At 56.3% G+C, this 22,735-nt stretch carries 21 protein-coding genes; 10 read left to right on the forward strand and 11 right to left on the reverse strand.

Annotation, left to right across the window (positions count from 1 at the left end):
* Positions 1-3: 3 nt before the first annotated feature.
* Positions 4-972: a UbiA family prenyltransferase gene (locus EKM90_RS05815; RefSeq protein ID WP_125580627.1), complete on the reverse strand. Its 969-nt coding sequence runs from the start codon at positions 970-972 to the stop codon at positions 4-6.
* Positions 973-1,256: 284 nt separating this feature from the next.
* Here EKM90_RS05815 and EKM90_RS05820 point away from each other — a divergent pair, with 284 nt between their 5' ends.
* From EKM90_RS05820 to EKM90_RS05845, 6 genes are all read left to right on the forward strand, one after another.
* A complete protein-coding gene (locus tag EKM90_RS05820; RefSeq protein WP_125580629.1) occupies positions 1,257-2,270 on the forward strand; it encodes a hypothetical protein in 1,014 nt (337 codons plus the stop codon).
* A 12-nt stretch (positions 2,271-2,282) separates the two neighbouring features.
* Positions 2,283-3,020 (forward strand): zinc-ribbon domain-containing protein, encoded by a 738-nt coding sequence (locus tag EKM90_RS05825; RefSeq protein ID WP_125580631.1) that lies wholly within the window; start codon positions 2,283-2,285, stop codon positions 3,018-3,020.
* A gap of 89 nt (positions 3,021-3,109) precedes the next feature.
* Positions 3,110-4,162, forward strand: a complete 1,053-nt coding sequence (locus EKM90_RS13025; RefSeq protein ID WP_225422736.1) for an Lreu_0056 family protein — start codon at positions 3,110-3,112, stop codon at positions 4,160-4,162.
* A gap of 6 nt (positions 4,163-4,168) precedes the next feature.
* Positions 4,169-5,953 carry a helix-turn-helix domain-containing protein gene (locus EKM90_RS05835; protein ID WP_125580633.1) on the forward strand — a complete coding sequence of 595 codons (1,785 nt, stop codon included), beginning with the start codon at positions 4,169-4,171 and terminating at the stop codon, positions 5,951-5,953.
* A 296-nt stretch (positions 5,954-6,249) separates the two neighbouring features.
* Positions 6,250-6,699 (forward strand): MarR family winged helix-turn-helix transcriptional regulator, encoded by a 450-nt coding sequence (locus EKM90_RS05840; protein ID WP_125580635.1) that lies wholly within the window; start codon positions 6,250-6,252, stop codon positions 6,697-6,699.
* A gap of 9 nt (positions 6,700-6,708) precedes the next feature.
* Positions 6,709-7,257: a GNAT family N-acetyltransferase gene (locus tag EKM90_RS05845; RefSeq protein WP_225422738.1), complete on the forward strand. Its 549-nt coding sequence runs from the start codon at positions 6,709-6,711 to the stop codon at positions 7,255-7,257.
* A 149-nt stretch (positions 7,258-7,406) separates the two neighbouring features.
* On the opposite strand, the gene citG is transcribed toward EKM90_RS05845, so the two are convergent.
* The 7 genes from citG to EKM90_RS05880 are packed head-to-tail and all read right to left on the reverse strand — an operon-like array spanning position 7,407 to position 14,221.
* Positions 7,407-8,249, reverse strand: coding sequence for a triphosphoribosyl-dephospho-CoA synthase CitG (citG, locus tag EKM90_RS05850; protein ID WP_125580637.1), 843 nt, complete (start codon positions 8,247-8,249; stop codon positions 7,407-7,409).
* Positions 8,250-8,260: 11 nt separating this feature from the next.
* On the reverse strand, positions 8,261-9,040 hold the full coding sequence (locus EKM90_RS05855; protein ID WP_125580639.1) for an alpha/beta fold hydrolase: 780 nt from the start codon (positions 9,038-9,040) through the stop codon (positions 8,261-8,263).
* Entirely contained in the window at positions 9,040-9,675 is a 636-nt protein-coding gene (locus EKM90_RS05860) for a malonate decarboxylase holo-ACP synthase (RefSeq protein ID WP_125580641.1), read from the reverse strand. Before EKM90_RS05860 ends, EKM90_RS05855 begins: the two co-directional genes overlap by 1 nt.
* The gene (gene mdcD / locus EKM90_RS05865; protein WP_125580643.1) at positions 9,669-11,345 is read right to left on the reverse strand and encodes a biotin-independent malonate decarboxylase subunit beta; all 1,677 of its coding nucleotides are present in this window, start codon (positions 11,343-11,345) and stop codon (positions 9,669-9,671) included. Before mdcD ends, EKM90_RS05860 begins: the two co-directional genes overlap by 7 nt.
* Entirely contained in the window at positions 11,335-11,634 is a 300-nt protein-coding gene (locus EKM90_RS05870; protein WP_125580646.1) for a malonate decarboxylase subunit delta, read from the reverse strand. Before EKM90_RS05870 ends, mdcD begins: the two co-directional genes overlap by 11 nt.
* A 29-nt stretch (positions 11,635-11,663) precedes the next feature.
* The gene (mdcA, locus tag EKM90_RS05875; RefSeq protein WP_125580648.1) at positions 11,664-13,307 is read right to left on the reverse strand and encodes a malonate decarboxylase subunit alpha; all 1,644 of its coding nucleotides are present in this window, start codon (positions 13,305-13,307) and stop codon (positions 11,664-11,666) included.
* Positions 13,307-14,221, reverse strand: a complete 915-nt coding sequence (locus EKM90_RS05880) for an ACP S-malonyltransferase (RefSeq protein ID WP_125580650.1) — start codon at positions 14,219-14,221, stop codon at positions 13,307-13,309. Before EKM90_RS05880 ends, mdcA begins: the two co-directional genes overlap by 1 nt.
* A 122-nt stretch (positions 14,222-14,343) precedes the next feature.
* Here EKM90_RS05880 and EKM90_RS05885 point away from each other — a divergent pair, with 122 nt between their 5' ends.
* The 4 genes from EKM90_RS05885 to EKM90_RS05900 all read left to right on the forward strand — a co-directional run bounded on the left by EKM90_RS05885 (position 14,344) and on the right by EKM90_RS05900 (position 19,939).
* Positions 14,344-15,219: a LysR family transcriptional regulator gene (locus EKM90_RS05885; protein WP_125580652.1), complete on the forward strand. Its 876-nt coding sequence runs from the start codon at positions 14,344-14,346 to the stop codon at positions 15,217-15,219.
* A 115-nt stretch (positions 15,220-15,334) separates the two neighbouring features.
* Positions 15,335-16,447 carry an acyltransferase family protein gene (locus tag EKM90_RS05890; protein WP_125580654.1) on the forward strand — a complete coding sequence of 371 codons (1,113 nt, stop codon included), beginning with the start codon at positions 15,335-15,337 and terminating at the stop codon, positions 16,445-16,447.
* Between the two features lie 234 nt (positions 16,448-16,681).
* On the forward strand, positions 16,682-17,632 hold the full coding sequence (locus tag EKM90_RS05895) for a helix-turn-helix transcriptional regulator (RefSeq protein ID WP_225422740.1): 951 nt from the start codon (positions 16,682-16,684) through the stop codon (positions 17,630-17,632).
* A gap of 99 nt (positions 17,633-17,731) precedes the next feature.
* Positions 17,732-19,939 (forward strand): SEC10/PgrA surface exclusion domain-containing protein, encoded by a 2,208-nt coding sequence (locus EKM90_RS05900; protein ID WP_125580656.1) that lies wholly within the window; start codon positions 17,732-17,734, stop codon positions 19,937-19,939.
* 333 nt (positions 19,940-20,272) lie between these two features.
* Here the strand turns inward: EKM90_RS05900 and EKM90_RS05905 are convergent, their stop codons facing one another.
* The 3 genes from EKM90_RS05905 to EKM90_RS05915 all read right to left on the reverse strand — a co-directional run bounded on the left by EKM90_RS05905 (position 20,273) and on the right by EKM90_RS05915 (position 22,630).
* Positions 20,273-20,533: a transposase gene (locus EKM90_RS05905; protein ID WP_125580658.1), complete on the reverse strand. Its 261-nt coding sequence runs from the start codon at positions 20,531-20,533 to the stop codon at positions 20,273-20,275.
* A 74-nt stretch (positions 20,534-20,607) separates the two neighbouring features.
* Positions 20,608-21,528, reverse strand: a complete 921-nt coding sequence (locus EKM90_RS05910; protein ID WP_404819940.1) for an alpha/beta hydrolase — start codon at positions 21,526-21,528, stop codon at positions 20,608-20,610.
* Positions 21,491-22,630: a PTS transporter subunit EIIC gene (locus tag EKM90_RS05915; RefSeq protein ID WP_125580660.1), complete on the reverse strand. Its 1,140-nt coding sequence runs from the start codon at positions 22,628-22,630 to the stop codon at positions 21,491-21,493. The genes EKM90_RS05910 and EKM90_RS05915 overlap by 38 nt, the downstream gene beginning before the upstream one ends.
* Positions 22,631-22,735: the final 105 nt, after the last annotated feature.

Genomic DNA, 22,735 nt, shown 5'->3' on the forward strand with positions numbered 1-22,735 from the left:
CCCCTAAACTTGTTGCCACAGCAACCAGCCGGCCAGCACCAACACCTCGGCGCCAGCGGTCAATAGCAGGTTGTTGACGGCAGTTTTGAACGTCAAACGCCGCACCTGCACTTGCAGGAAGCGGGCGATGTTGCGATGAATCAAGGGCCAAAGCAGCAGCACCAGCAGCGTGACTGGCGGCATCACCCGCAGAAACACCGCGGCGATCAGCGCCGCATAAGCCGCCACGGGCACCCAGCGGTAAATCGCCAAGGCCCGGTCGTGGCCGAGGTACACCGCCATGGTCGCGCGGTGGTTGGTGATATCTTCTTGGATGTCGCCGATGTTATTGGCGAACATGATATTGCCATCCAAGATGATGATCGGCGCCGCCACCAGCACCAGCTTGGCCAGCACCGGCACGCTGCCATAAAGGCTGAAGCTTTGCCAACTCAAATCCAGTGCCAGCGGCCGGTTGGGCACATTGACGAAGTAGGCAATGAAAAAGGTGCCAAAGCCTTCCGTCACCCCTGATACCACCTCACCAATCGGCAGCCGGGAAATCGGCATCGGTCCAAAGGTATAGAAAATCGCGATGCCAATCGCCGCCCCACCAATCAGCAGCAGTACCAAGTTCGTGCGCCAGACCAAGATCAGCCCAGCCAGCACCGCCACCACTAGCAGCGCCAGCATCAAGGCCATCACCCGCCGCGGATTCAAATGATCCGTGCCGATGATGTTGCCTTTTTGCCGATAGTTCTCGTCCTTGGACTTGTAATAATCCTGAACGTTATTGAAGCCGGTGACGAAACAGGCAATGCTCAGCTGGCCGACAAAATAGATCAGCGTGTTGACGCCATTGAACCCGCGCTGGTCGTACCACGCGTACAACACCCCCAGCGCAAACGGCATCGCCGAGGCGAGCTTGACTGGCAGGCGAATCAGCTCCAGAAAAAGCCGCCCAGTCAGTTTTTGATATGGTGCCTCTGTCATGTTTCCCGCCCCCAATATCTATTCATTCTACGTTAACCCGCCAGCCTTGTACATCTTCGCACAAAAGAATGAGAGCGCTACCCCAAGATTCTTACCGTGATTTAATCCCCACCCGGCTTATAAAACTAATTGCACGCAACTTACCATGCAGATATGCAAATCTGCTTTGCCTCACGTCAGCGCCGCGCTAGGCTGGTCTAAGAACGGAAAAATGGGGTCAGCCGTTAAATTTTAGGCGTCCGGACCAAGGCTTAAAGGCCCGGGCGCCAAGGAGCGAGTCAAACATGAATAAACGGGGTATCACGCTGGCGCTGCTCAGCCTTGCGGTATTGCTCGGTGGTTGCAGCGTCGGCAATGTCGACATGTCCAGCCACCAGGCACCAGCCAAAAAGTCGAGTAGCACCGCCAGTCAGCGCGCCAGCGCGAAAAGGCAAAGCACAGCCAAAGCGAAAAAAGAGCGACAGCAACAGCTTGGCACCAAGGCCAAATACGGTCTGCCGCAAGGCCCAAGTTGGCTCGAAGTCTACGAAAATGGGAAGGCCACTGGTGCCTATCTCTCACCGACCAAGCAGAATGTCGTCACCTTGCATGAACGTAGCAATTTCACCCTGGCCGGCCAGTTGCCTTGGCTGGGCACGATTAAGAGCCACGCCTTCTATGTGGCACATGAAGCCCAGGATGCTACCATGGATCAATCCGCAGCCTTCAAGTACAATCTAGCCCCGGACTTATTCGCCACGACCCAAGGCTTTTACAACCTTGGCAAGGTGGAGGCCAAAGTGCTCGCGAAGCACGCTTTCCAAGATCTGAAGCAGTTCTACCAAGCGGTGGATGATCGCAACGCCGCCGAATTGCCCGGTCATTCCGATTACCTGAAAGCGCTGTGGGGCAGCACCGGCACCGTCGCCGACAGTGGCGACCTCAAGACCCGCTACACCGTGGAGGAGCAGTATTTCAATCGCGATTCCATCAACGTCGATCCCGACAGCAACGGTGCAGACGAGGCCACCTATGTCGAAATCGCCTTTGACCATAATGACAACCTGGATCGAATTTATCCCACCCGGCTGCACATCCAGACCTACGTCAAAATGAAGGAAACCGAAGCGGCTAAGCGCTTAGAGGGTGGCATGACCAACCAGAATTACGGCAAGTCAACCACCTCCATCATCGAATACAACGTGATTTACCAACTGACCAATCAAGGCCAATGGGAACTGCGGGAAGTCGAAGAAGGTAGCTCCTCGCAGTACGCCCTCGATCAATCGCAAGGCGACTGGCTGACGGAGAAGGATTAAGGGGGAAACATTATGAAATTCTGTTCTAACTGCGGGGCCAAGCTCGACCCTGGCGCTAGCTACTGCCCAAAATGTGGCCACAAGGTCGAAGGCGGCGATACCGCTAAGCAAATCGCCACTGAAACAGCCGCCAAAGCCAAAAGTGCGGCGACCGTAGCCGCCACCACCGCGGCAGCCCGCGCTAAGCAAGGCTTGAAGCAACTGCAAGGCGCCGCCAAAAGCCCAGCGCGCAAGCGGTACCTGCGTTGGGCATCCGCTGCGTTTGCTGTGCTGCTCGCGATCTTTTTTGCCTACCGCCTGCTGTACTTGCCTGGGGTAGTAAGAAATGCCGTGGATGCCAACGTGCTCAACCAAGGCGGTTACACGGCCAAGGCCAATACGCTGACCAAAAAAGTCGTCATCACCACCGACGATCTCAAGCTGGAGCGCCTCATCGATGCCATCAAAGCCAACGACTACGACCAAACCCGCATCGGCGCTGAAATGCAGCTGGCAAGCCTAGAAAAGGCCTTACCTGGCAACTGGACCGTGGAAATCCAGCAGCACCAGATGAAAGGCTCGCAAACCGTGCTATGGCGCTATCAAGGCGACAAAGAAACCATCCGTTATCAGAATTCCGATGAGTGCAAGCGCGCGCACAAAATGGTCATGGCCGCCAAAGCCAAGCAGCAATCGACTGACGACGCCGTGACGCGCGGCGTCACTGGCGGGATTGTCGGCGGGTTGATTGGGGCGTTTCTCGCCCGCTGATTTGGCAGAGACTGACTGACGTTATACAATACAGGCAGCACCGGGAAGGAGTACGCCGGGGTCATCGGGCAGGCCACTGGCGACACACAATGAAAAATACCAAGCATCTGTTGTCAACGTTGATTGCATTAGGCGCGACCTTGGCCCTTGTGGGGTTAGCCGGCTGCGGCACGCCAGCTAAATCAGGCCACAGCACCACCAAGTCCAGCAAAGTGACGAAAGCCAAAAAGAAGAAGACTACGGCTAAGAAAACGACCGCGGCCTCCTCTTCGCAGAAGCAAACCTTGTGGAACGCGACTAAGGACCAACAACTGAAGGATTTTATCGCGCAATGGGCGCCCACCATGGGTCAAAGCTACACCGAGTACGACGGCAAAACGCCACTCAAAACGTCTGTGGGCACCACGTATCCTGACGCGCTGAAAGGCATCAAGATTGAGCAGACCACGCCAGGCACCATTGGCTGGGCCCCCACTGGTGAGGGTAAATACGATTACAATGTCGTCGCCATTTACAACTATGACGGCTCAGTGCCGCCACTGCCTAATCACATCACCTATGTGTTCGCGTTTCACGAAGGCAGCCCCATTGCGTTGGTCGATCAAACGCGCGACGGCTGGCCGATTCTGACGCCAACGCGCAACACTGAGGTGAAGAATAGTTTTGCCCAAATCGCCAACGCGAGCGCCAGTGATAACGCCGGCACCAGTGACAGTACCGAAGCCAGCGACAGTACCGGCACCAGCGATAACAACGATAGTGATACCACCGCTAGCGACAGCACCAGTACCAGCGCGGAAACCCAAGCCGCCATCAAAAACCGGCCGATGAGTGCGCAAGCGATTGGGGTCATGATTATGATGCTTCGCGGTGACGACGTGGCCAATGATGAGAATCTCACTTTTGATAACAACACCGCTAGCTATCCTTATCTGGTCAGCAGCGGCACTGCGGTCACGCAGATTCCTTTCCACTACAACCAATTCACAATTACCTATGCCATCCGCAACCCGAATTACAACGACTCTGACCAGGTCTTCGACGACCACACGATCAGCACGAGCGACTTGCGCCGGAAGTTTTACCGCACGCCAGCCCAGCAGCAGGCCGTTGAAGCCGTTGTCGCCCGGCTGAAGCACTAGCGACCGATGATGACGCATAACCACGAAGTCGCCGCGCTCGGCCAGTTTTTCCACGATATTCGCACTGGGCGCGGGGTGACGCTCAAAGAAGCGGCTGGCGATTGGTCAGCGGCTTCTTTGTCCCGCTTTGAACGGGGCCGGCAAGACCTCAGCGCCGATAAAGCCATCACCTTGATGGCGCGCCTAGGCATTGAAAATGAAGATTTCTACTATCTCTATCAGGCCAAACAGCGCTATTTTCCCCTCACGATTCTGAACTACGCCTTGTCTTATCACACGGCATTAGGTAGTCAGTGGCGCAACAGCTACCTGAAGGCACATCCCCAGCGCAACGCCCTCACCGACTATGCGCGGGTGCTATTTGACGCAATGGCGCATTGGCCAGAGCCAACCTATCACTTCACCGCCGGGCAGAATCAGATTCTTGCCGACCGTCTCGCTGCCATGCGCTACAACCCTGCGATGGTGACGGATGTCCTGAAGCTAATTGTCGGCCCTGCCAGCCATGAACTGCTGGGGCTGCTGCGCCAGCGAGTCGAAGCCATTGATGAACAATGGGTCATGCGCGATATGTACCTGATGATCATCTGGCTCGGCGCCTTGATGGACCACGACCTGGCCTTGGCAGACGACCTGCAGCAGCAGCTGACCCCGACGTTTGCCCGGCCAGAGGCGTCAGTGCTCGTGACCCAGTTCTATTCGAATTGGTACTTCGGTGTCGCTGCGGCGCGCTGGGTGCATCAGCCCACTGCCGCCAACGCCGCGGCAGTGAAGGCTATCATTGACGACCTCTTGGTGATGAATAACAAGGATGACGCCTACTGGTTTCGCAACATGTTCGCACGCATGCAGCACGCGCAGGTTCAACACCAGCCGCTCATCGACCACCCGCAAGCCATGCTCGTCAGCCATACCCTGCCAGAACTCATCAAAAACCAGCGCCAATACATGGGCGTGAGCATCGAAGAGGTCGCGGTAGCGCTGAGCCCAACGACCCTGCGTCGCTTCGAAGCAGGCGAAACGCAGCTCGGGTTTGCAACCCTGACCGCGCTGATGGGCGAGCTTGGGATGTTCCCCTCGCAAGCCTTCACCTTCATTCAAAGCACGCCAGGTCACCCCAGCGGTGTGCACACCCTGTGGGCCACTTATACGGACCTCCAAGACCAGCCGGCAAAGGCGCAGCAGAACTACCACACTTTCATGACGCAACTCGCTAAACCTGAGCAAATTCTGGCGATGCAGCAGTTCATTCTGCAAAGCACCGCCCCTGGCCTTGCGGAGCCGGCTCAGATGCGGGCCACCGCCCTGACCATTTTGCAGGCGCTCTTGAGTGCCAAGGCTTGGTATCGCATGGAACTCTTGGCCGTGCACGCCGTGATGAGCTGGCTGCCAGTGGATCAGGTGCAAGCCTTGATCAACCACGGCAAGCGGTTGTATGAGAAAAACCCGCCAATGAGCGGCTATATCTCCTACTTTTTCGATGCATTGGGTGACGTGCTGGTGCAGGTCGTGAAAAACGAGGACAAACCGACGCGCCAGAATTTCGTGCAAGGTCAGCGCTGGCTGATGCAAGTCGCCAAGGAAACGCCCGGCGCCTGGCTCGCTGCCGGATCGTGGTTGATTGCGGATGCGGTGACCGCGCCAGCGGCAGAGAAAGACGCTGCCGTGCAGCAGTACCTGCGGCGGTCAGCGCGAGTTGGACATGTGGAAGCCATTGCCGCGTTGGAGCAGGAATGGGGTGGAGTGGTGCCGGAAGGTTATTTTGAGTTGAGCCCAGACGCAAAAAACTAATCAACTCCTTCTTGATCTCAATCACCTGCTTCCAAAGTAAGGGTGTGCATAAAAGTAAGCCAAGGCATCACTCGTAGAAAGTTGCTGAGCGATGCCTTTTTTGATCAATTTATTATGTATGACCAAATCCGACGAGAGGTATGTGTACAGCGGCAGTGTGATAACGTCACCTAACGACTGCGGTGACATGGCCAGAGCGAGCAGACACAAATATGATTTGACAAACGGTTTTCAATTATATATTGCATTTGCAATACATCCGTGTATACTAATCCCAGAAAGCAGGTGACCTGTTTATGGACGCACTCCGCGCCATCGGTGTTGTGGCACGCGCACTGGACAGCATCTCCAACATCGAATTCCGCGACTTAAATCTGACTCGCGGCCAATACCTCTACCTCGTGCGCATTGTCGAACAGCCTGGTATCATCCAAGAACAGCTGGTCAACCAGCTCAAAGTGGATCGAGCCACAGTGGCGCGCAGCGTGGCCAAGCTGTGCCGGCAGGGGTTGGTCGTGAAGCAGCCTGACCCCAATAACGCGAAAGCAAGTTTACTTTTCGCCACCGCCGCCGGCAAAAAAGCCTACGCCCCGATTCACCGGGAGAACCAGTATTCACTTCAGCGGGCCCTTGATGGCATGACCGAAACGGAGGTTGCCACCCTGACCCGTCTGCTCAACCAGATGACGCAGAACATCGATGAAGACTGGCAGCTGGTCAAAAGCGGCGGCAAGCGCCACTACTGAGTTTTAATCATGAAAGGACAGACAATGAACACTATTCGTCAAATCACTGAGCAAGACATCCCCACCCTCGTTCACATGGCCCGCATCACCTTTGCGGATACCTTCGACGCAAATACCGCCCCAGCTGACATGGCCGAATTTCTGGCCACGGCTTATGCGCCAAGCAAGCTCACGGCAGAATTAAACACCCCTGGCACCACCTTTTGGTTCGCGCTGGTTGATGGTACCCCTGCCGGCTATGCCAAATTCAACGTGGACGCCGCCGTCACCGCGGACGTCAAAGCGACCAACGCCCTCGAGTTGGAACGCATCTACATCCTGCCAACCTATAAGCATCACGGCTTGGGCAGCCTGCTCTACAATCAGGCATTAAAATTAGCGCAAGCTCAAGGTAAGGCCACCATTGCCCTGGGGGTGTGGGAACACAATGAACCGGCAAAAGCCTTCTATACAAAGCGCGGGTTCAAAAAAGTCGGCGAGCATGCCTTCGTGGTCGGTGATGACCCACAGCACGACTGGCTGATGGAGGCCGCCGTTACGCCAGCGCCAAAAGCTTAGCGATCACTGGACGCCGGACACCATTTTGACTGTACTTTTCGTCAACAGGCCGGTCTTTGTTTCACGTGAAACACAGCGTCTGCTAAGCGCCGGCGAATCAAAGAACCGCCTCGCACAAAATGCGAGACGGTTCTTTTTGTCACAGGGCTTCAGATGAGGTCTTCCACAAAGCCCATAAAAATGGTCAAAATCAGCATATCTGCCGATCCGCCCAGACTCAGGTTCTGCTTCAAAAAGTCAGCATTCATCTGCTCCAGCAGCCGCATCCCCGCTTGGGTGTGCGTGCCGCCAGTGGCCAAAATCGCCTGGGCCTGCTGCTGCGCCACCGGCAAAATAGCGGTGGTGCCAGCGCGATGAATCAGGTTGGTATCGGTGAAATGGCTCAAAATCGCCAGCAAGCTATCGAGCAGGCGTTGGTTTAGCGTCCCAGTCGCCTGCCGCAGCATGGGCAAGCCATGATCGAACACGCTGGGATAGCCGGCTTCGGCTTCCCCGCGCACGCCGGTTAAGCCGTGCTCAAGGTACAGCCGCTCGCCGGCTGTCAGCTCGGCATCGGTTTTCGCCGCGGTGGCGGCAAAGTCTCCAGCGGTCAAGCCCACCAGCATCTGCTGGACCACTTGGCGCACGGTCAGATCACGAGACTGGTGATAGGCCACGGCGGCAGTCAGAATCCCTAGCGAGAAAATGGCGCCTTTATGCGTGTTCACCCCGGCGGTTGCGGCAAACATCGCCTGCTCCGCCTTCATCCCTGCTGGCCGCAGCGCCTGAAATAGCGCTGGTAAGTCGTCTTGCCAGTCCAGGCCAGTTTGGGCACAAAACAGCAAATACGGCTGCAGGCTCAAACTGGAGTTAATGAACGTGAACACGGTCATATCAGGATGCGGCCCGCTGCTGACGGGATCCACCAGGCCGGGTTTGGGATTGACGCTGACCTCATAGAGCAAGGCCCGCGTGGCCAAATTGGCCAGTTGTTCTGCCGTAAATGCCGTCATAACGTATCCTTTCACTTGTTTTGCAACATGAAATGCCGCAGCGTTTGATTGAACGCTTCCGGGACTTCAGCCATCACATCGTGGCCGCAGTTTTGAATCATCACTTCGCGCACCTGGGCATTGCGCCGCATCAGCCACTGGCCGTAGCCATTGTTGAAATACGGCGTTTGCGCCGCCGTGGCGAACAGCACCGGGGCCGTTTCGCTACTGATCTGCGCGCGCCAGTCCGCTTGGAAATGATCCGCCAGCAGCGCCACGCCTTGCTCACGGTCGAAGGGCTGGCGGCTTTCGGCGCGAATAAACGCATCCATCACCGCCGGCACCATGCCGTGCAAGGTTTCGTGGCCTTGGCGAGGCCGGTGCAACTGCACTGGCGCAGTGCGGGCCGTTAAGCCGCGAAAGCCGAATTGCCACTGATGATCGTTGAGCATCTTCGGCGACTGATCCACCACCAGTACCCCGCTCACTGGCACGTCAGGATGCCGCTGGCGAAACGCCCAAATGACGCTAGCACCCATCGAATGGCCCACCAGCAGTGGCCGCTGCAGCTGCAGTTGCGAAAGCACCGCCGCTAGGTCATCAGCCAGTTCCGCTAGCGAGGTCGCCACCGGTCCAGTGGATTCGCCCTGCCCGCGGTAATCAAAGCATACGGTTTGCGCGCGGCGACTAAACGCCGCCACTTGGGCAGTCCAGATTTCCTTGTAGCTGCCAAAACCGTTGACGAACACGATGGGCCGGCCGCTACCTTCAACGGCCACGGCTAACTGGGCGTCAGGAACCGCAATTTGCATTAGGCTTCACCTTCAAAATGCCACGGATCCGCGGTTAACTGCGGGCCGTTGGCGGTTTTCATCATCACCTGGGCAGCGCGGTGCTGGGCGTACTCTTCCAGCGAAAAGCCATCTTGGCCGTGCACCACTTGGATGTCCGCATGCGCGCCGGCAATGGCTTGCAGGCGCTGGATCAGCGTTTGCGCCGCCGCTACCGGCAAGGCCTTAGCGGGCCTAGTCATGATGACATCGACATCTGAGACTGGCCGCGCCATTTTCAGGCCCGTGACCAGCTCGAATTGCAGGCTGCCGCCGACACCCCAATCGAAGCCTTGCAGCAAAGGCTCTAAAGCGGCAAGCTTTTGGAACGCCGGTAATTGCGCCCGCGCCGGGTCCAACTGCGGCAGCAGCGCCAAGGCCTGCTGCGGGGTCACGGTCGCCGCCACCTGAGCAGAGGCCGCGAAGGCTGCAAAGCGCTGCGCCTTTTGATAGCCACGAAGGCCGACCGGAATCCGGTCGGCCTGGGGGCCCCGCCGTACGATCACGTATGGCGATTCGGTTAACATGGCCACTGCCCAATCAGGCAGTGGGCTCGCTGCCGTCAAAGCATCAGCTGCTTTGAGCCGCACGAGCGTATGCGGAGTGAAACTTACCATTGCTGATCCATCAAGGCGCGAACTTTGTTGGTGGCTTTGCGGCCGCCGCCTTCGCCGTTCACGGCAATGTCGTTGGTGTAACGGAAGGACAGGTCAGCAGGTGCGTCTTCCAGGCTCTTGAACGCATCGTCCAAGGCGGCCTTCACAGTAGCAACAGCATTGGCATCAGAATCGTAGCCTTTGACGCCTTTGATCAGGTTGTACAAAGAGCCAAGCTTTTGATAGTTTTCAATGTCGTAAGCCATCGCTGGGACATGCTTGGTGGCTTCTTCCAATTCAGCAATCGTCCGCTGGGTAATGCGGGCACTGGAAGCCTTGCTCATCGCCTGAATGGTAATGTCGAGGTCATCCAAGGCGACCAGCCGGTTGGATTGCAAACCTTGAGCGAGGAAGCCACCGGAAACGGCATCCCCTGGAATGAAGGAAACCACCTTGTGACCGGCCTGGCGTGCCCGCGCATAGGCACTGGCAGCGGAAGCCAGCGACATGTGAATCCCAATCAGCTCTTCCTTGTAGCCATAAGCCTGACTCGGCACATCGACGACAATCACGATTGGCGTCTTCTCGGCCGCTGGCTTGTCCGCATCAGCGGCGATCAAATCGTTGATGACACTGGCAACCGTGTAGCCTTCTTGCAGGCCCACTTCACCATGGCGTACCCGTGGGAAGCGATTGTCTTCAGCTGGCACAATGGCAACATATTCGCGGCCATCGGCTTGGGCGTGCAAGACCGTTGGCACATCACTGTGGGCGTTTTTGATGCCGGTCAACAGTTCAAACCAGTTGCGGCCACGAGACTTGGTGCCAGGCTGGCTGCCGCTAGTGGCTGGGGCCAGGTGATGCGGCTTGGCAACGACTTGCTTGAACAGCTGATCGTAACCGGCGATATCCAGGGGCTGGCTTGGGTCGAGTTGATCCAGCAAGCTCAGGTAGAAATCGCCACGCTGATCACGGTGCGAATCCTTGTTCTCATCAATCGCTGCCGTGATGGCAGTGCGGAAGGCGTTCACGTCATCATCAACGACTTCATCGATGATGCCGGTGGCCTGGCGCTGCTTAGTGCCCAGCGTGTTCCAGATCAGGTTCTTATCGGAAGAATCCCATTCCTTAACGCCGGCTTCCTGCTCGATGACTTCAGGACCGTTCAAGCCGATACGGGCTTTGTCGGTGCCGATGACATAAGACAGCAAGGCGTTGGTGATGGACATCCCACCAAAAGAGCCAACGCGCCCTGGCACGAGGCCAATAACTGGCACGTACTGTTTCAAGGCAATGACCATGTTGTGGATTTCGGAAATTGACAGCAAGCCGTAGTTGGCTTCCTGCAGGCGCACGCCACCGGTATCCAAGATGATGATCGGATATTCCTTGTGGCCGGCTTTGTTGTCGGCTAATACATGCTCCAGGGCGGAGACAATCTTCGCGCCGGAGACTTCACCAATCCCGCCGCCTTGGAAGGCGCCTTCGATGGCGATGATGACCGTGTCTTTTTGGTTTAATTGCCCTTTCATCACCACAATGCCGTCATCGGCTTCAGGCACGATGTTTTGGGGCTCGAGGTGCGGGGAAATCATGTTATCAAAGGGCCCAATCAATTCACGGGTGCTACCCGCATCAAGTAAGGCTTCTGCGCGCTGGCGAGCGTGCAATTCAACAAAACTATTGCTCATCTTTCAACGCCTCCATTGCTTGAGTGAGTCGCAGGTTAACAACGCCAGGCGTGGCGCCGAAATCATTGATCTCAAAATCGGCCAGCAGTGGGTAGCGGTCGAAGAACCGGTTCAGCACGTTTTGCCAAACTTCTTTGAACCCATCACTACCAGTGACGATGTTTAATTCAGATTCTTTTTTGTCCGTCGGCTTCATGATCACTTCAAGGTCGCCGGAAGCAACGACGCCAATGTGAACAGGGCGTTCGATTGGCTGGGTTGCCGCATAATTAAAGTGCATTTTTTCCATAATGTTGCGTGCTCCTTTCAGAGGTGACCTTAGCTCCAGCTCCGGAACTTAGCCGGCGGATTGTACAAGCCTTTCGACCACTTGACCAAATCTTCCATGTTCTGAGCGGCCAGTAAGGACCGGGTCGCCTGGTTGCGGTTAACGCCGAGGTCTTCAGGGAAGGCCACAATGCCGCGGGCCCGCAAGTCTTTGACCACTGCAGGATCAGAGCGCAAGCCAACTGGGGTGACCCCAGCAATGGCTTCGATGGCGGCCTGGCGTTCGGCCATGGAAGAGGTCTTGTACAGGTAGGCAATCCCTTCTTCAGTCACGATATGGGTCGTGTCTTCGGAGTAAATCATGATCGGCACGTTTTGGAGCTTAGCTTCCTTGCGCACCTCAACGGCGTCGAGTGAGTCAACAAAGACTGGGCGCTTGTTGGAGCCAAAGGTTTCAACCATTTGCACGACCAACTTCTGGCCTTTGCCCAGCGGATCGTTATCAGGCCGCAAGCTCTGCCATGCTGGCGTGGAGTGGCGCCGACCGGTTGGGTTGGAGCCCATGTTTGGCGCGCCACCGAAGCCGGAGAGCCGGCCGTTGGTGACGGTTGAAGAGTTGCCGTATTGGTCGATTTGCAGCGTCGAGCCGACGAACATGTCCAGCGCATACTGGCCCGCCATTTGGCCAAAGGCACGGTTTGAGCGCATCGTGCCGTCCTTGCCGACGAAGAAGACGTCTGGGCGTGCGGCGATGTACTTTTCCATCCCGACTTCACCACCGAAGGAGTGAATCGACTGGACCCAGCCGGATTCAATGGCCGGAATCAGGGTTGGCGTTGGGTTAACTTCCCAGTTCGGCACAATCTTGCCTTTCAGGCCCAGCTGCTCACCGTAAGTTGGCAGCAACAGTTCGATAGCGGCGGTGTTGAAACCGACCCCATGGTTAACGGATTGAACGTTGTGCTTTTCGTAAATGCCGCGGATGGCCATCATCGCCATCAAAATCTGCAACTCGGTGATGTTTTGCGGGTCGCGGGTAAATAGCGGTTCAAGCTGATAAGGTTCGTCCGCTGGGATGATCACATCGACCCAGTCAGCTGGGATATCCACGCGAGGCAGTTTGTCGACGACTTCATTGGCCTGCACAATGACAATGCCATCATGGAAGGCCGCAGATTCAACAATCACTGGCGTTTCTTCGGTGTTATAGCCGGTGTACAGGTTCCCGTCGCGGTCAACCTTATCGGCAGCGACCAACACGACATTCGGAATTAAGTCGATGTACAGGCGGGCATACAGTTCCAGGTAAGTGTGAATATCGCCGACCTTCAAGGTGCCATCAGCAATCATCTGTGAAACCCGGGTACTTTGCGGGCCAGCAAAGGAAAAGTCCATTTTGGAGGCAATCCCGTCTTCAAAAATGTCCAGATGTTCCGGCCGTGAAATACTACTCATAATCATGTGCAAGTCGTGAACCTTGGCTGGATCAACTGAAGCCAATGTCTTTGACAAAAAGGTCGCTTGCTTTTGGTTATCGCCTTCGAGGACCACTTTGTCCCCTGGTGCGATTAGCCCTTCCAAGATGGCTTTGGCATCGCTGGTTTTGGCGAACTTGCCATCGATCGTACTGCTCATTGCTGAGAGCTTGTTCGCTTTGGCTTCGCGATGCGTTGCCCAATCACGTTCTTCGCTCATTAATAAGTCCCTCTTTCCCATTTGGTTAACAAAAATGCGGCATCCGATACGCTCATCTGATCAAGATTGACTTGATGCAGATCGCCGAACTTCTGCCCCAGCACCTTCCGGAACGGCCGGCCAGGGGAAAAGTTCACGATGCTATCGGGTTCATAATCGTGTGCCACGCCCATCATCGCTTCAAAATACACGGGATGAGCCAAGTTGTTGCTGAGATCCTCGCGCACCGGTGCCACTTGGCGCACGGCGCGGCCGGAGTAATTCGTCAGGTAAATGCCGGCCGGTTTTTGCAGGGTCACATCCGCCATGGCAGCGGCCAGCTGGGTGCCGACTTTCGCCATCAACGGTGAATGTGACGGCACCGGCACTTTCAGCCGCCGCGCCAGCACCGCGCCGTTCGCCTTGGCGAGGGTCACGACCTGATCGATTGCAGCCAGCTCGCCGGACAACGCGGTTTGGTCTTCGGCGTTTTGATTGGAAGCATATACCGGGTGCTCCGGCCGGTTGACCTGGGCGACCAAGGCTTCCACCTCAGCGCGACTCAAGCCAACCACCACACCCATCCCGTAACCTTGGGGATAGGCGCCTTGCATCAGCTCCGCGCGGCGTTTGACCACCCGGAACAAATCATCCTGCGCTAAGCTGCCGATGGCATAAGCCGCGGCGAACACGCCGAGGCTATGGCCAGCCACCAAATGCGGCTTCAAACCGGCGGCTTGCATGGCGTTGACTTGCGCCACTTGCAACAATTCGATGCCGACTTGCAGCTGCACCGAGTCTTGGTACGCCGAATCGGTATCCAACAACTTCAAACCCAGCAAGTCCTCCACGTGGCCGCGCAAAGTCTTGTCCACGTTTTGGAGCATACCAGCGTTTTGGCCCCCTTGACCGGGGAAAATCCACAAAGAATTCACGATTGACCTTCTCTCTATCTGATCCGATCGCTCTCACATTGCCACTTTATGCCCTTCAGATAGCGTTGTATAATGATTTTATCTTATATGTATAACAATCGGTTATGAATAGGAGGCACCGCATGAACCTCGCTCAGCTTCAAGGTTTCGTCTACACGGCGCAAACTGGCAGCATCACTCAAGGCGCGCGCCAGGCCTTTATTAGCCAGCCAGCGATGACCAAAATGATTCAGGAATTGGAAAAAGAACTCGGTGTGGCGCTGTTCGACCGGGTGGGCCGCGGCATTCAAATCAACGATGCCGGCCGTTTGTTTCTCAACTATGTGGAATCCGGCCTCGATCAAATCGAGGAAGGGATTGAAGCCGTCGCTAAACCCAACACGCAGCAGCGGCCGATTCGCCTGTTGGTGGAAGTCGCGTCGGCGCTGATTCCAGACATCATCAAAACGATCCACGCCATTTACCCCAACGCCCCGATTCAGCTGACCCAGCGCATTACCGCCGTCAACGAAACCCGGGAATTCGACTTCACGATTTCCACTCGTCAGCCGCGCCGTGACCGACGTTCAGTGCCGCTGTTGAACGAGGAAATCTTGATTGGCAGTGCCAATCCCGATCTGGCCGCTTCCACTTTTATCACGCCGAATGCGTTGGTGGGCCAGCCGATCGTGTCACTGGGCTATCACACGCCGCTGCGCGATACCTTGGATCAGTATTTTGACCAACGGAACCTGCGCCTGAATTTCCAGTACGAATCCGACGACCCGGCCAGTATCCGCGCGATGCTGGCCTCAGGGATCGGCGTCGGCTTCATCCCCTCGGTCACTTGGGCCGAAACCGGCAAGCAGCTGCATCTGGCCCGCATTACACCGGATCCACCTTTTCGCACGATTTATTTGACAGAAGGCCAGCCTAAAGAAGACGTGCGCACCCGCAAAGTCGCAAACGCATTAGTGGCGCTATTTGTCGCCGCCCGCGCCCAGGCCCTGAAGGTCTAACGGCGCCGCTCGCGAAAAATTAAAGGCTTGCAACTGCGTGCCCAACTCGTTACACTGGCTTCGACAACTCCCACCGATCGCCTCTCACAAATCCGAACTAAGGTGGGACAACCAAATGAGTGAGAAGACGCTCGCACCAGTCGCCGATATCGGCGACTACTTAAAGCTAGGCGCCTGCACTGCCGTGATGTCGCAGCCCATTATGAGCTACGCGTTGACGACCAGCCCTAGCATCGGCGCGCAAACTTGGATCGGGATTATGTATAACCTGGTCAAGTACACCGCACCAGCCTTTATTTTTGGCATTCTTTACACCACCACCCGCACGACCATCAACCACCGGGAATTGACTTACGGCCACTACCTCAAAAACATGTGGCACGCCTTGTTCATCCCCACGATTTGGTGGACGTTTATTTACCTGTTGGTCATGCCGCAAATGCAGCAGGTCAACCAGTACCACGACTTAGGTTCGTTTCTGTGGCATTTCGTCAACGGGAACGCCGCGCCGCATTTGTGGTATAACACCATGATGCTGCAGTTCATCATTTTGATGCCGGTCTTTTGGGCGATTGGCCGCTGGTGCGGACAAAACACCAAACGTGGCATCATCGCTGCCTGCGCCGCTGTCGTGATTGCCGCGCTGTGGCTGTGGTTCTATGACACCCAGGTCTTTAACGGCCCGCATGCCCAAGATTGGTACCTGTTTGATCGGCTGTTCATCAGCTTCTTCATCTATGGCGTCTTCGGGACGCTGGCTTGGCAGTACCGTGAGCACTTCGACCGCGCCATCATGAAATGGTGGCCAGCCATCGCGGTGGTCTTTTTGGCCACATTCTGGTGGACCAACCATGAACTGTTCAGCTACGGCTTCCCGATCAACCTGGGCAACGCGCCTTACTACAAGCCGTCGATGACCTTGTATGATCTAGCCGCCATTGGCCTGTTCTCAGCGCTGTGCCTGTATCAGGTCAAAGCCGGTCGGCCGTTTACGAAGTTCGTGCACAAGTTTGCCAACTTCGCCTACAAAGCCTACCTGTCGAATGTCTTTTGGTCACAATGCCTGTGGCTGCTGTTCGGCAAGACCTTGACCACCGCCAACACCTGGGTCGGGATCTTGGTTCTGTACGTGCTGACCTGGTGCATTTCCTTCGCCTCGGCCTTCGGTATCAATGCGATTTGGTCACGGCTGAAACCGATGATTTTCAAATCAGCCGCTGTCGCTTAAGTTTGCCGCAACGCTAATTGAATAAAAGCAATCCCATCATCGTCGCAGACGTTTCTTCTGAGCGGTGATGGGATTTTTTTGCTCGCCGCCTTGGCACAACCAGGTATGATGCCATTGTTATTGAATCCATCATCAAACTGTCATCACAGCCAAAATCGGCCGAGAGTTTTCACCCGCTCTTTCCGGCTTCATCTGGTAAGATATGTGATAGATCATTCAAAGGTGGTGGCTCCCATGGAAAGCAACGCCCGCGTCGCGCATATTTTTGCGGCTTTAATGCAAGGTCAAACCATTGATGCTGAGACCCTGACAGCTGAATACAGCATCAGCCTGCGCACCCTTCAGCGCGATTTGGCGGACATTCGGGCCGCCTTGGCGGACGAGTGCGCCCAACCGCCAGTGCTACAGGAAGGACCACCGCGGCACTGGTGTTTAATGAGCGATAACCGGCAAGATAGCATCGCCTTGGCGATCAGTCACATCGTCACCGGCAGTCGCGCTTTTGATCAAGGCGAACTGGCAGAAGCTTTGGCTTACATTGAACAGCCCCTCTCACCGACCAGTCGCACCGCCTTGCACGCGGATTTGCGCTTGGCGCGGCATGGTTTTTCGCCGCTCACTGGCGCCAAACCGCTGCTGGCTTTGTTGCAGACAGTCAATACCGCGATCGCTCAGCGCCTTAAGCTGACGTTCAGCTACCGCAGTAGTCGCTCGAATCTGATACAAACCAGCGAAATCCATCACGCCCAGCCTGTGGCGGTGTTCTTTGAGCGCTTTTACTTTTACGTGGCGATGTTTGCCGACGAGCATCATGGCTACTGGCTCTACCGTCTCGATCGCATCGACGAGATTTTAGGTGACACCAAAGGCGAAAAACTCGATTACGCGACGCGCTTTTCGCTGCAAGACCACTGGCGGCAAACCTACTTCATCGACTTTGGCGAACCGACCGTCATCCACTTTGAGTACGAAGGTTTTGTTACCACGGCCCTAGACGCTTTTCCCACTTCCAAAGTCGTCGCCACCAACGCGGACGGCAGCGTCGTCATTGAAGCCTACGCCCGCATCGAAGGCGCCCTGCTGTGGCTGCTCGGCCAAGGCCCGCGGGTCAAGGTGCTCGATCCGCCGCTATTGGTCAAACGCATCAAAACGATGCTAACGGCGATGCAGGCTAAATATCAATAAAATAATTTGGCGATTGGCTCAATTGTTATTTTTATGTCATATTATGACGCGGTCAATTAGTACACTGGGGAAGAAATTTCTTTAATTGGAGGAGAGATTATGAAGAAAACCCCACTGTTCACTTTGACTGCGGCCGCTACCATTGCTGGTTTGGCACTGGCGAACCCACAAAGCACCCACGCCGCGACCAAGCCGGCCACCAGCACGGTGCAAACCACCGATGATGATGAAGTAGCGGCGCAAACTGCTGTTGACCAAGCCCAACAAGCGGCGACCACCACTGCCGCGGCCAAAGCTGATGCCGAAGCCGATCTGAGCGCCGCGCAAACCACGGCAGATCAAACCGCTGCGGACAAGGCAGCTGCAGAAGCCACCAAAGCGGAAGCAACGCCAGAGGCCATTGCTCAGGCCCAGGCAGATACCGACGCCGCAGCGGCAACCACCGCCGACGCCCAAGCTGCCAGCGACGCCGCGGATCAAACTGTGGCTGACGCGCAAGCTGATGTGGATACAAAAGCAGCGGCGGATGAGGCGGCGCAAGCCGCTAAAACCGCCGCCGATGATGCCGTGGCTGCTGCTCAAGCCGCCCTGACCGGCGAAGACGACCCGACAGTAACGGCCAGCCAACAAGCCGTTGACGAAGCGCAAGCCGCCGCCGACCAGGCCGGGACGGCGGTGGCTGATGCCACGGCCGCGCAAACTCAGGCCCAGCAGGCAGTGGATGACGCGACTGACGCTGATTCAGAGGTTGGGGGCGTGGTGCTGACGCCAGATTTTCTACAGGTCTATCATGAAGTCAACGGCGACGGTTATGGTGGCCCTGACGAAGATTGGGCCAATAACGTGCTGGCCCAAGCTCGGGATGCCACACAGCTCATCGACTACCAGCCAACAGCGGCAGACGACACCGAAATCGTTCCCGATATGACGCAATTAACGAATGCTGAAGCGCGCGAGTTGTCTGAGTTTGCCGCCTCGGTAATCAATGATATCCGCGCCCAGTTCGGCATCGCCCCAATTTCGGTTTCCGATGGCTCGGTCCAGGCTGCCCTACTCAATCTCGGCGGCAAGATGTATCGTGGCAACTATGGCGACAACTCGTGGTATGATATTGACTCGGAAACTTCAGTCGCTGCCGCGCAAACCTTAGGCCTTCCTTATGGTACCCAATATGATGACAGAGGGAACGAAGGACCGCTCGAAGCTATGGGCGCTGGTACCATTGGCAATGCCGTGATGAATTTCACCTTTAATCTCGGTGATAAATCATCCCCAATGTCTAATCTCAAACGTGGTATTCTTGCCGCAATCGCTAGTCTGATGAGCAGAACTGGCTACTCCACCGATGCAACTAGTATTTATGCCGATGGGTCCTCAGTCACCGGCGATCTGGGTGGCCAGATAGATTGGCTCACAGATTTCATTCTCGACCAGGGTGGGTCCAAGAACTACGGCTATTTGGGCGTAGAAATTGACGACGGCGGCAGTCTTTATTTCACTTTCATGAAGGTGACCGGTGTCGACCACAGCTATCCATTCTTTAACAACACCACGACCCCGGCGCCGATTGCCCACACCCAGGACACCACCGCCTTGGCCAAGGCGCAACAGGCATTGGCTGATGCGACGACGGCATTGACAACGGCGCAAGCGACTAAGACCGCCGCCGACACGGCCCTGCACACGGCGCAAGCCAAGCTCGCTGCCGATCAACAAACTGCCGCAGCCAATGCAGCGGCTAATCAGGCGACCTTAACCGCTAACCTCGAAGCTGCAGAGGCGCAAGCCACCGCTGCCGCGGCAACCGCCACCGCCACGCACGACGCCCTCACCGCCGCGCAGACCGCGCTCACAGCGGCGCAAACCGCCGCTGATGAAGCGCACGTCGCCCTGGCTGCCGCGCAAGCAGCCGAAACCGCAGCTGCTGATCATCTAGAGGCTTTGCAACAAGCTGATGCTAACTTAGCCCTGGCCCAGGCGGCTGATGAAGCGGCGCAGGCCGCATTAACCGATGCCCAAACGGCCTACGAGGCCACGCTCGCTCCGGCTGCCGCAGCGGCCAGCGCCCTGAAAGCCGCACAGGCCCACTTGGCGACAGTGCAACACTGGTTAGCGCTACACCAGAAGCACACCGGCGCCAAGCCGGCCGCAGCCCTGAAGCAGGTCAACTTAGCCAAAGTTAAACCAGTTGCCGCCTCGGCTTTGCCAAGTACCGGCGATGCGCATCAAAGCGGGTTGGCCTTGCTTGGCCTGAGCCTCCTGAGCCTGTTGGGTGGTACGGCGTTGCAAAGCAAACGCCGCGCCTAATTTCCGCATCCAATTGATGTCAAAAAAGACCGCACTCAGCGAAAAATGCTGAAGCGCGGTCTTTTGCTTATTTCGCCGGCGCGGCTTTGCACAGCGAGCCGCACTGACACTGCTCTGGCGTGACCATTTGGCACTGACAGCGGCCATGTGAACCAGCGCAGCGGCATCCGTCGTGGCAGGTCATGCCTTGATGGCACATTGGGTTAGCTTGATTAGAATTCATATTTTCGCCTCCGTTACGGTAAAGATAATTGTCTACAAAGACAGCCTTTTGAACAACATTGAAAGCAATAGCAAATCTTGTTTAAATTGGTGGAACCTGAAGATGTCAACCTAGCGCAGGCCTCGTTTTGCTAGGATGCCCAAGGCCTTTACTAGGGTTTCGTTCTCCTGTCTAAGCTTTAAATTCTCGGCTCGCACCAAATCGAGGTTGCTGGCCCTGTCCTTTATTTCTATTCCCATATTCGCCTTAGTAAACCACTTTTCCATCGTCTTAACTGGAACGTCATAGTCATTTGCCAAATCAATTACTCGTTTTCCTTGCTGGTGAAATTCGACTATCATTTTTTTGAAATCAGCCGTGTATTGTTTCAAGTTGTTGCTCCTCACATTTGTTCTGGAATTTTTCGAAGCTATTTCCCGCAAGCAGTGCTTAGCCGAAGTCTATCCTATTCATCTGGCGCACTACCCACCCCTGGCCGGGCTTGCCCACTGGCCGGCACGTGCACCCCTTGCTGGTTCGGATTGGTCAGGATGTACTGCTGAATGTAGCTTTCAATCTGGCGATTTTGTGGCAAATCGGAGTGGCTGGCATCATCCCCGGACACGGTGATCTGCGTGTAGTGTTTCACCTGGTTTTGGAAGATATACTTGCCACTTTCTACACTGGAAAGTGGTACGGTGCCGTCGCCGCTATACGTCGCCGTCCCCGCCAGCGAGTAGACGGTCAGACTAGTCGGTAGCTTCTTTTTGGCTTTAATCAGGTCCACCAGCATCTGCGTGCGGTTGCTGGCGTTACTTTCTTCCAAATTGTACGGCGTGCCAATGGTCATCAGGTCGCTTAGGGTCATTGAAGCGCTGGCGTAATACTTTTCCAGAAACAAGGTCCAAATCAAGCCACCGTTACTGTGGCCGATGCCCTTGAACCGATTGAAATGGTAGGTCGCCATCAGTTTCTTCATGGCGATATTGAACCAGCGGGCCTGCTTTTTGATGTTGTTGTAGCCATCCTTGTTGTTCTCAAAAGCCACCACGATGTACGGTTCGTTATCACGGGCGGCAATGCTCCCGGTGGAAGTCATGCTGCCGTCGGTTTTCACCGTCACCTTGAGCAAACTGTGCCCGCTCGTGCGTTGATTAAGCGTGGTGATCAAGCCGTTAAACCGATTCTGCGTGGCAGAGCTGCCGGGCACCAGAATCACCGGCGCCATGCGGGAATCGTGAATCACCTGCGTCTGCTTCACCTGACCGCGCATCCAAAGCGTGGCCGGAATGAACAACCCCAGCGCCACCGCGAGGCCAAGGAGGCTGAACAACGTGATGCGTAAGGCTTTAGACATCTGGCGCCACCTCCTCCAACATTTTGACAAATGGCCAGTAAATGGCTACCGACGCGGCTAGGCAAACGAAGGCCACAATCAGCGCCGGCCAGTTACCATTGGTGGCCAGCCAGGCCAGCATCGGCCCAGGCGTCGTGGCCGGGACATGGTAGACCGCAGCGGTCATGAGGTGCAGATGCAGCGCGACCCACGCCAACGCCGTTGCCGCCAGGGGCGCCAGCGTCAACGGAATCAGCATGAACGGATTGAGCAGTAGCGGATAGCCCACCAGCAGTGGCAGATTGAGGTTAACCAACCCAGGGCCAAGACTCCATTTCGCCAGCTGGCGCTTGGTGCGCCGCCGATCCACCAGCAAAATCGCAATGATGAGCCCCAAGGTCCCGCCGACCCCGCCAAACAGCGCGAAGGGCCGATAAAGCGTGCCGAGAGTCGTCAGGTAGGGCACCGTTTTGTGGGCCAGCACAGCAGTCAGATTGGCCGTCGCGGTCGGTCCCGTCAACAGCGGCGACAGCGGATCAATGAGTGGCGTCAGGCCAAACCAAGCCAGCACACTGTTGGCCATGACGGCGAGCAAGACGCCCACGCCGCCGTGAGGAATACCGGTAAAACTCGGGCTGATTTCACCCACCGCCAGCGCGTTCAACCCTAGGCGGATCGCCACCGCCAAAATGATGATGAAACTGGCTGTGAGTCGTGGTCGCGCCAGATTAAGCAGCCAACCGACGAGCATGCCGAATAGTAGGCCTAGTAGCAAACCACCCAGCCCTAAACCCGGCCCTAACAACGCCAGCCGGGTGGTGTTGAGGATCAAAAAGCCGATCCCTGCCACCAACATGGCCAACGTAGGGTTGCGGCGGGCCACCGCGCGGGCGGCAAAGATCGCCGTCAAGAGGCCAAGCAGCCCCAGGGTATACGCCGTCAGCATCGCCAGGCCTTGGCGAATCAGAGCGTAACCTGGTAGCCAACTTTTCAGCCCGAATACTTCGGTGAAGAACCCGTTCCGGGAGAAGGCCGCGACCAGCAGGGCCTGCGCGTAGGTCCCCAAAAGCACAAGCGGCAGTAGCGGGTGGAAAGTCGCAGTTAGGATGGCATAAAACCGACTGTGAAAATAGCGATGCAACAACTTTTTCATAACGAGTCCTCCGTTGTTATTATACCAAGAAACGCGCTGCTTTCCGCGGATTTCACAGTGGCGTTGTTATTTATTTCCCGGGCAATGCGCCACTCAAAAAAGCGA

It is taken from the genome of Lacticaseibacillus suibinensis (assembly GCF_003946175.1).
Taxonomy (GTDB): Bacteria; Bacillota; Bacilli; order Lactobacillales; family Lactobacillaceae; genus Lacticaseibacillus; species Lacticaseibacillus suibinensis.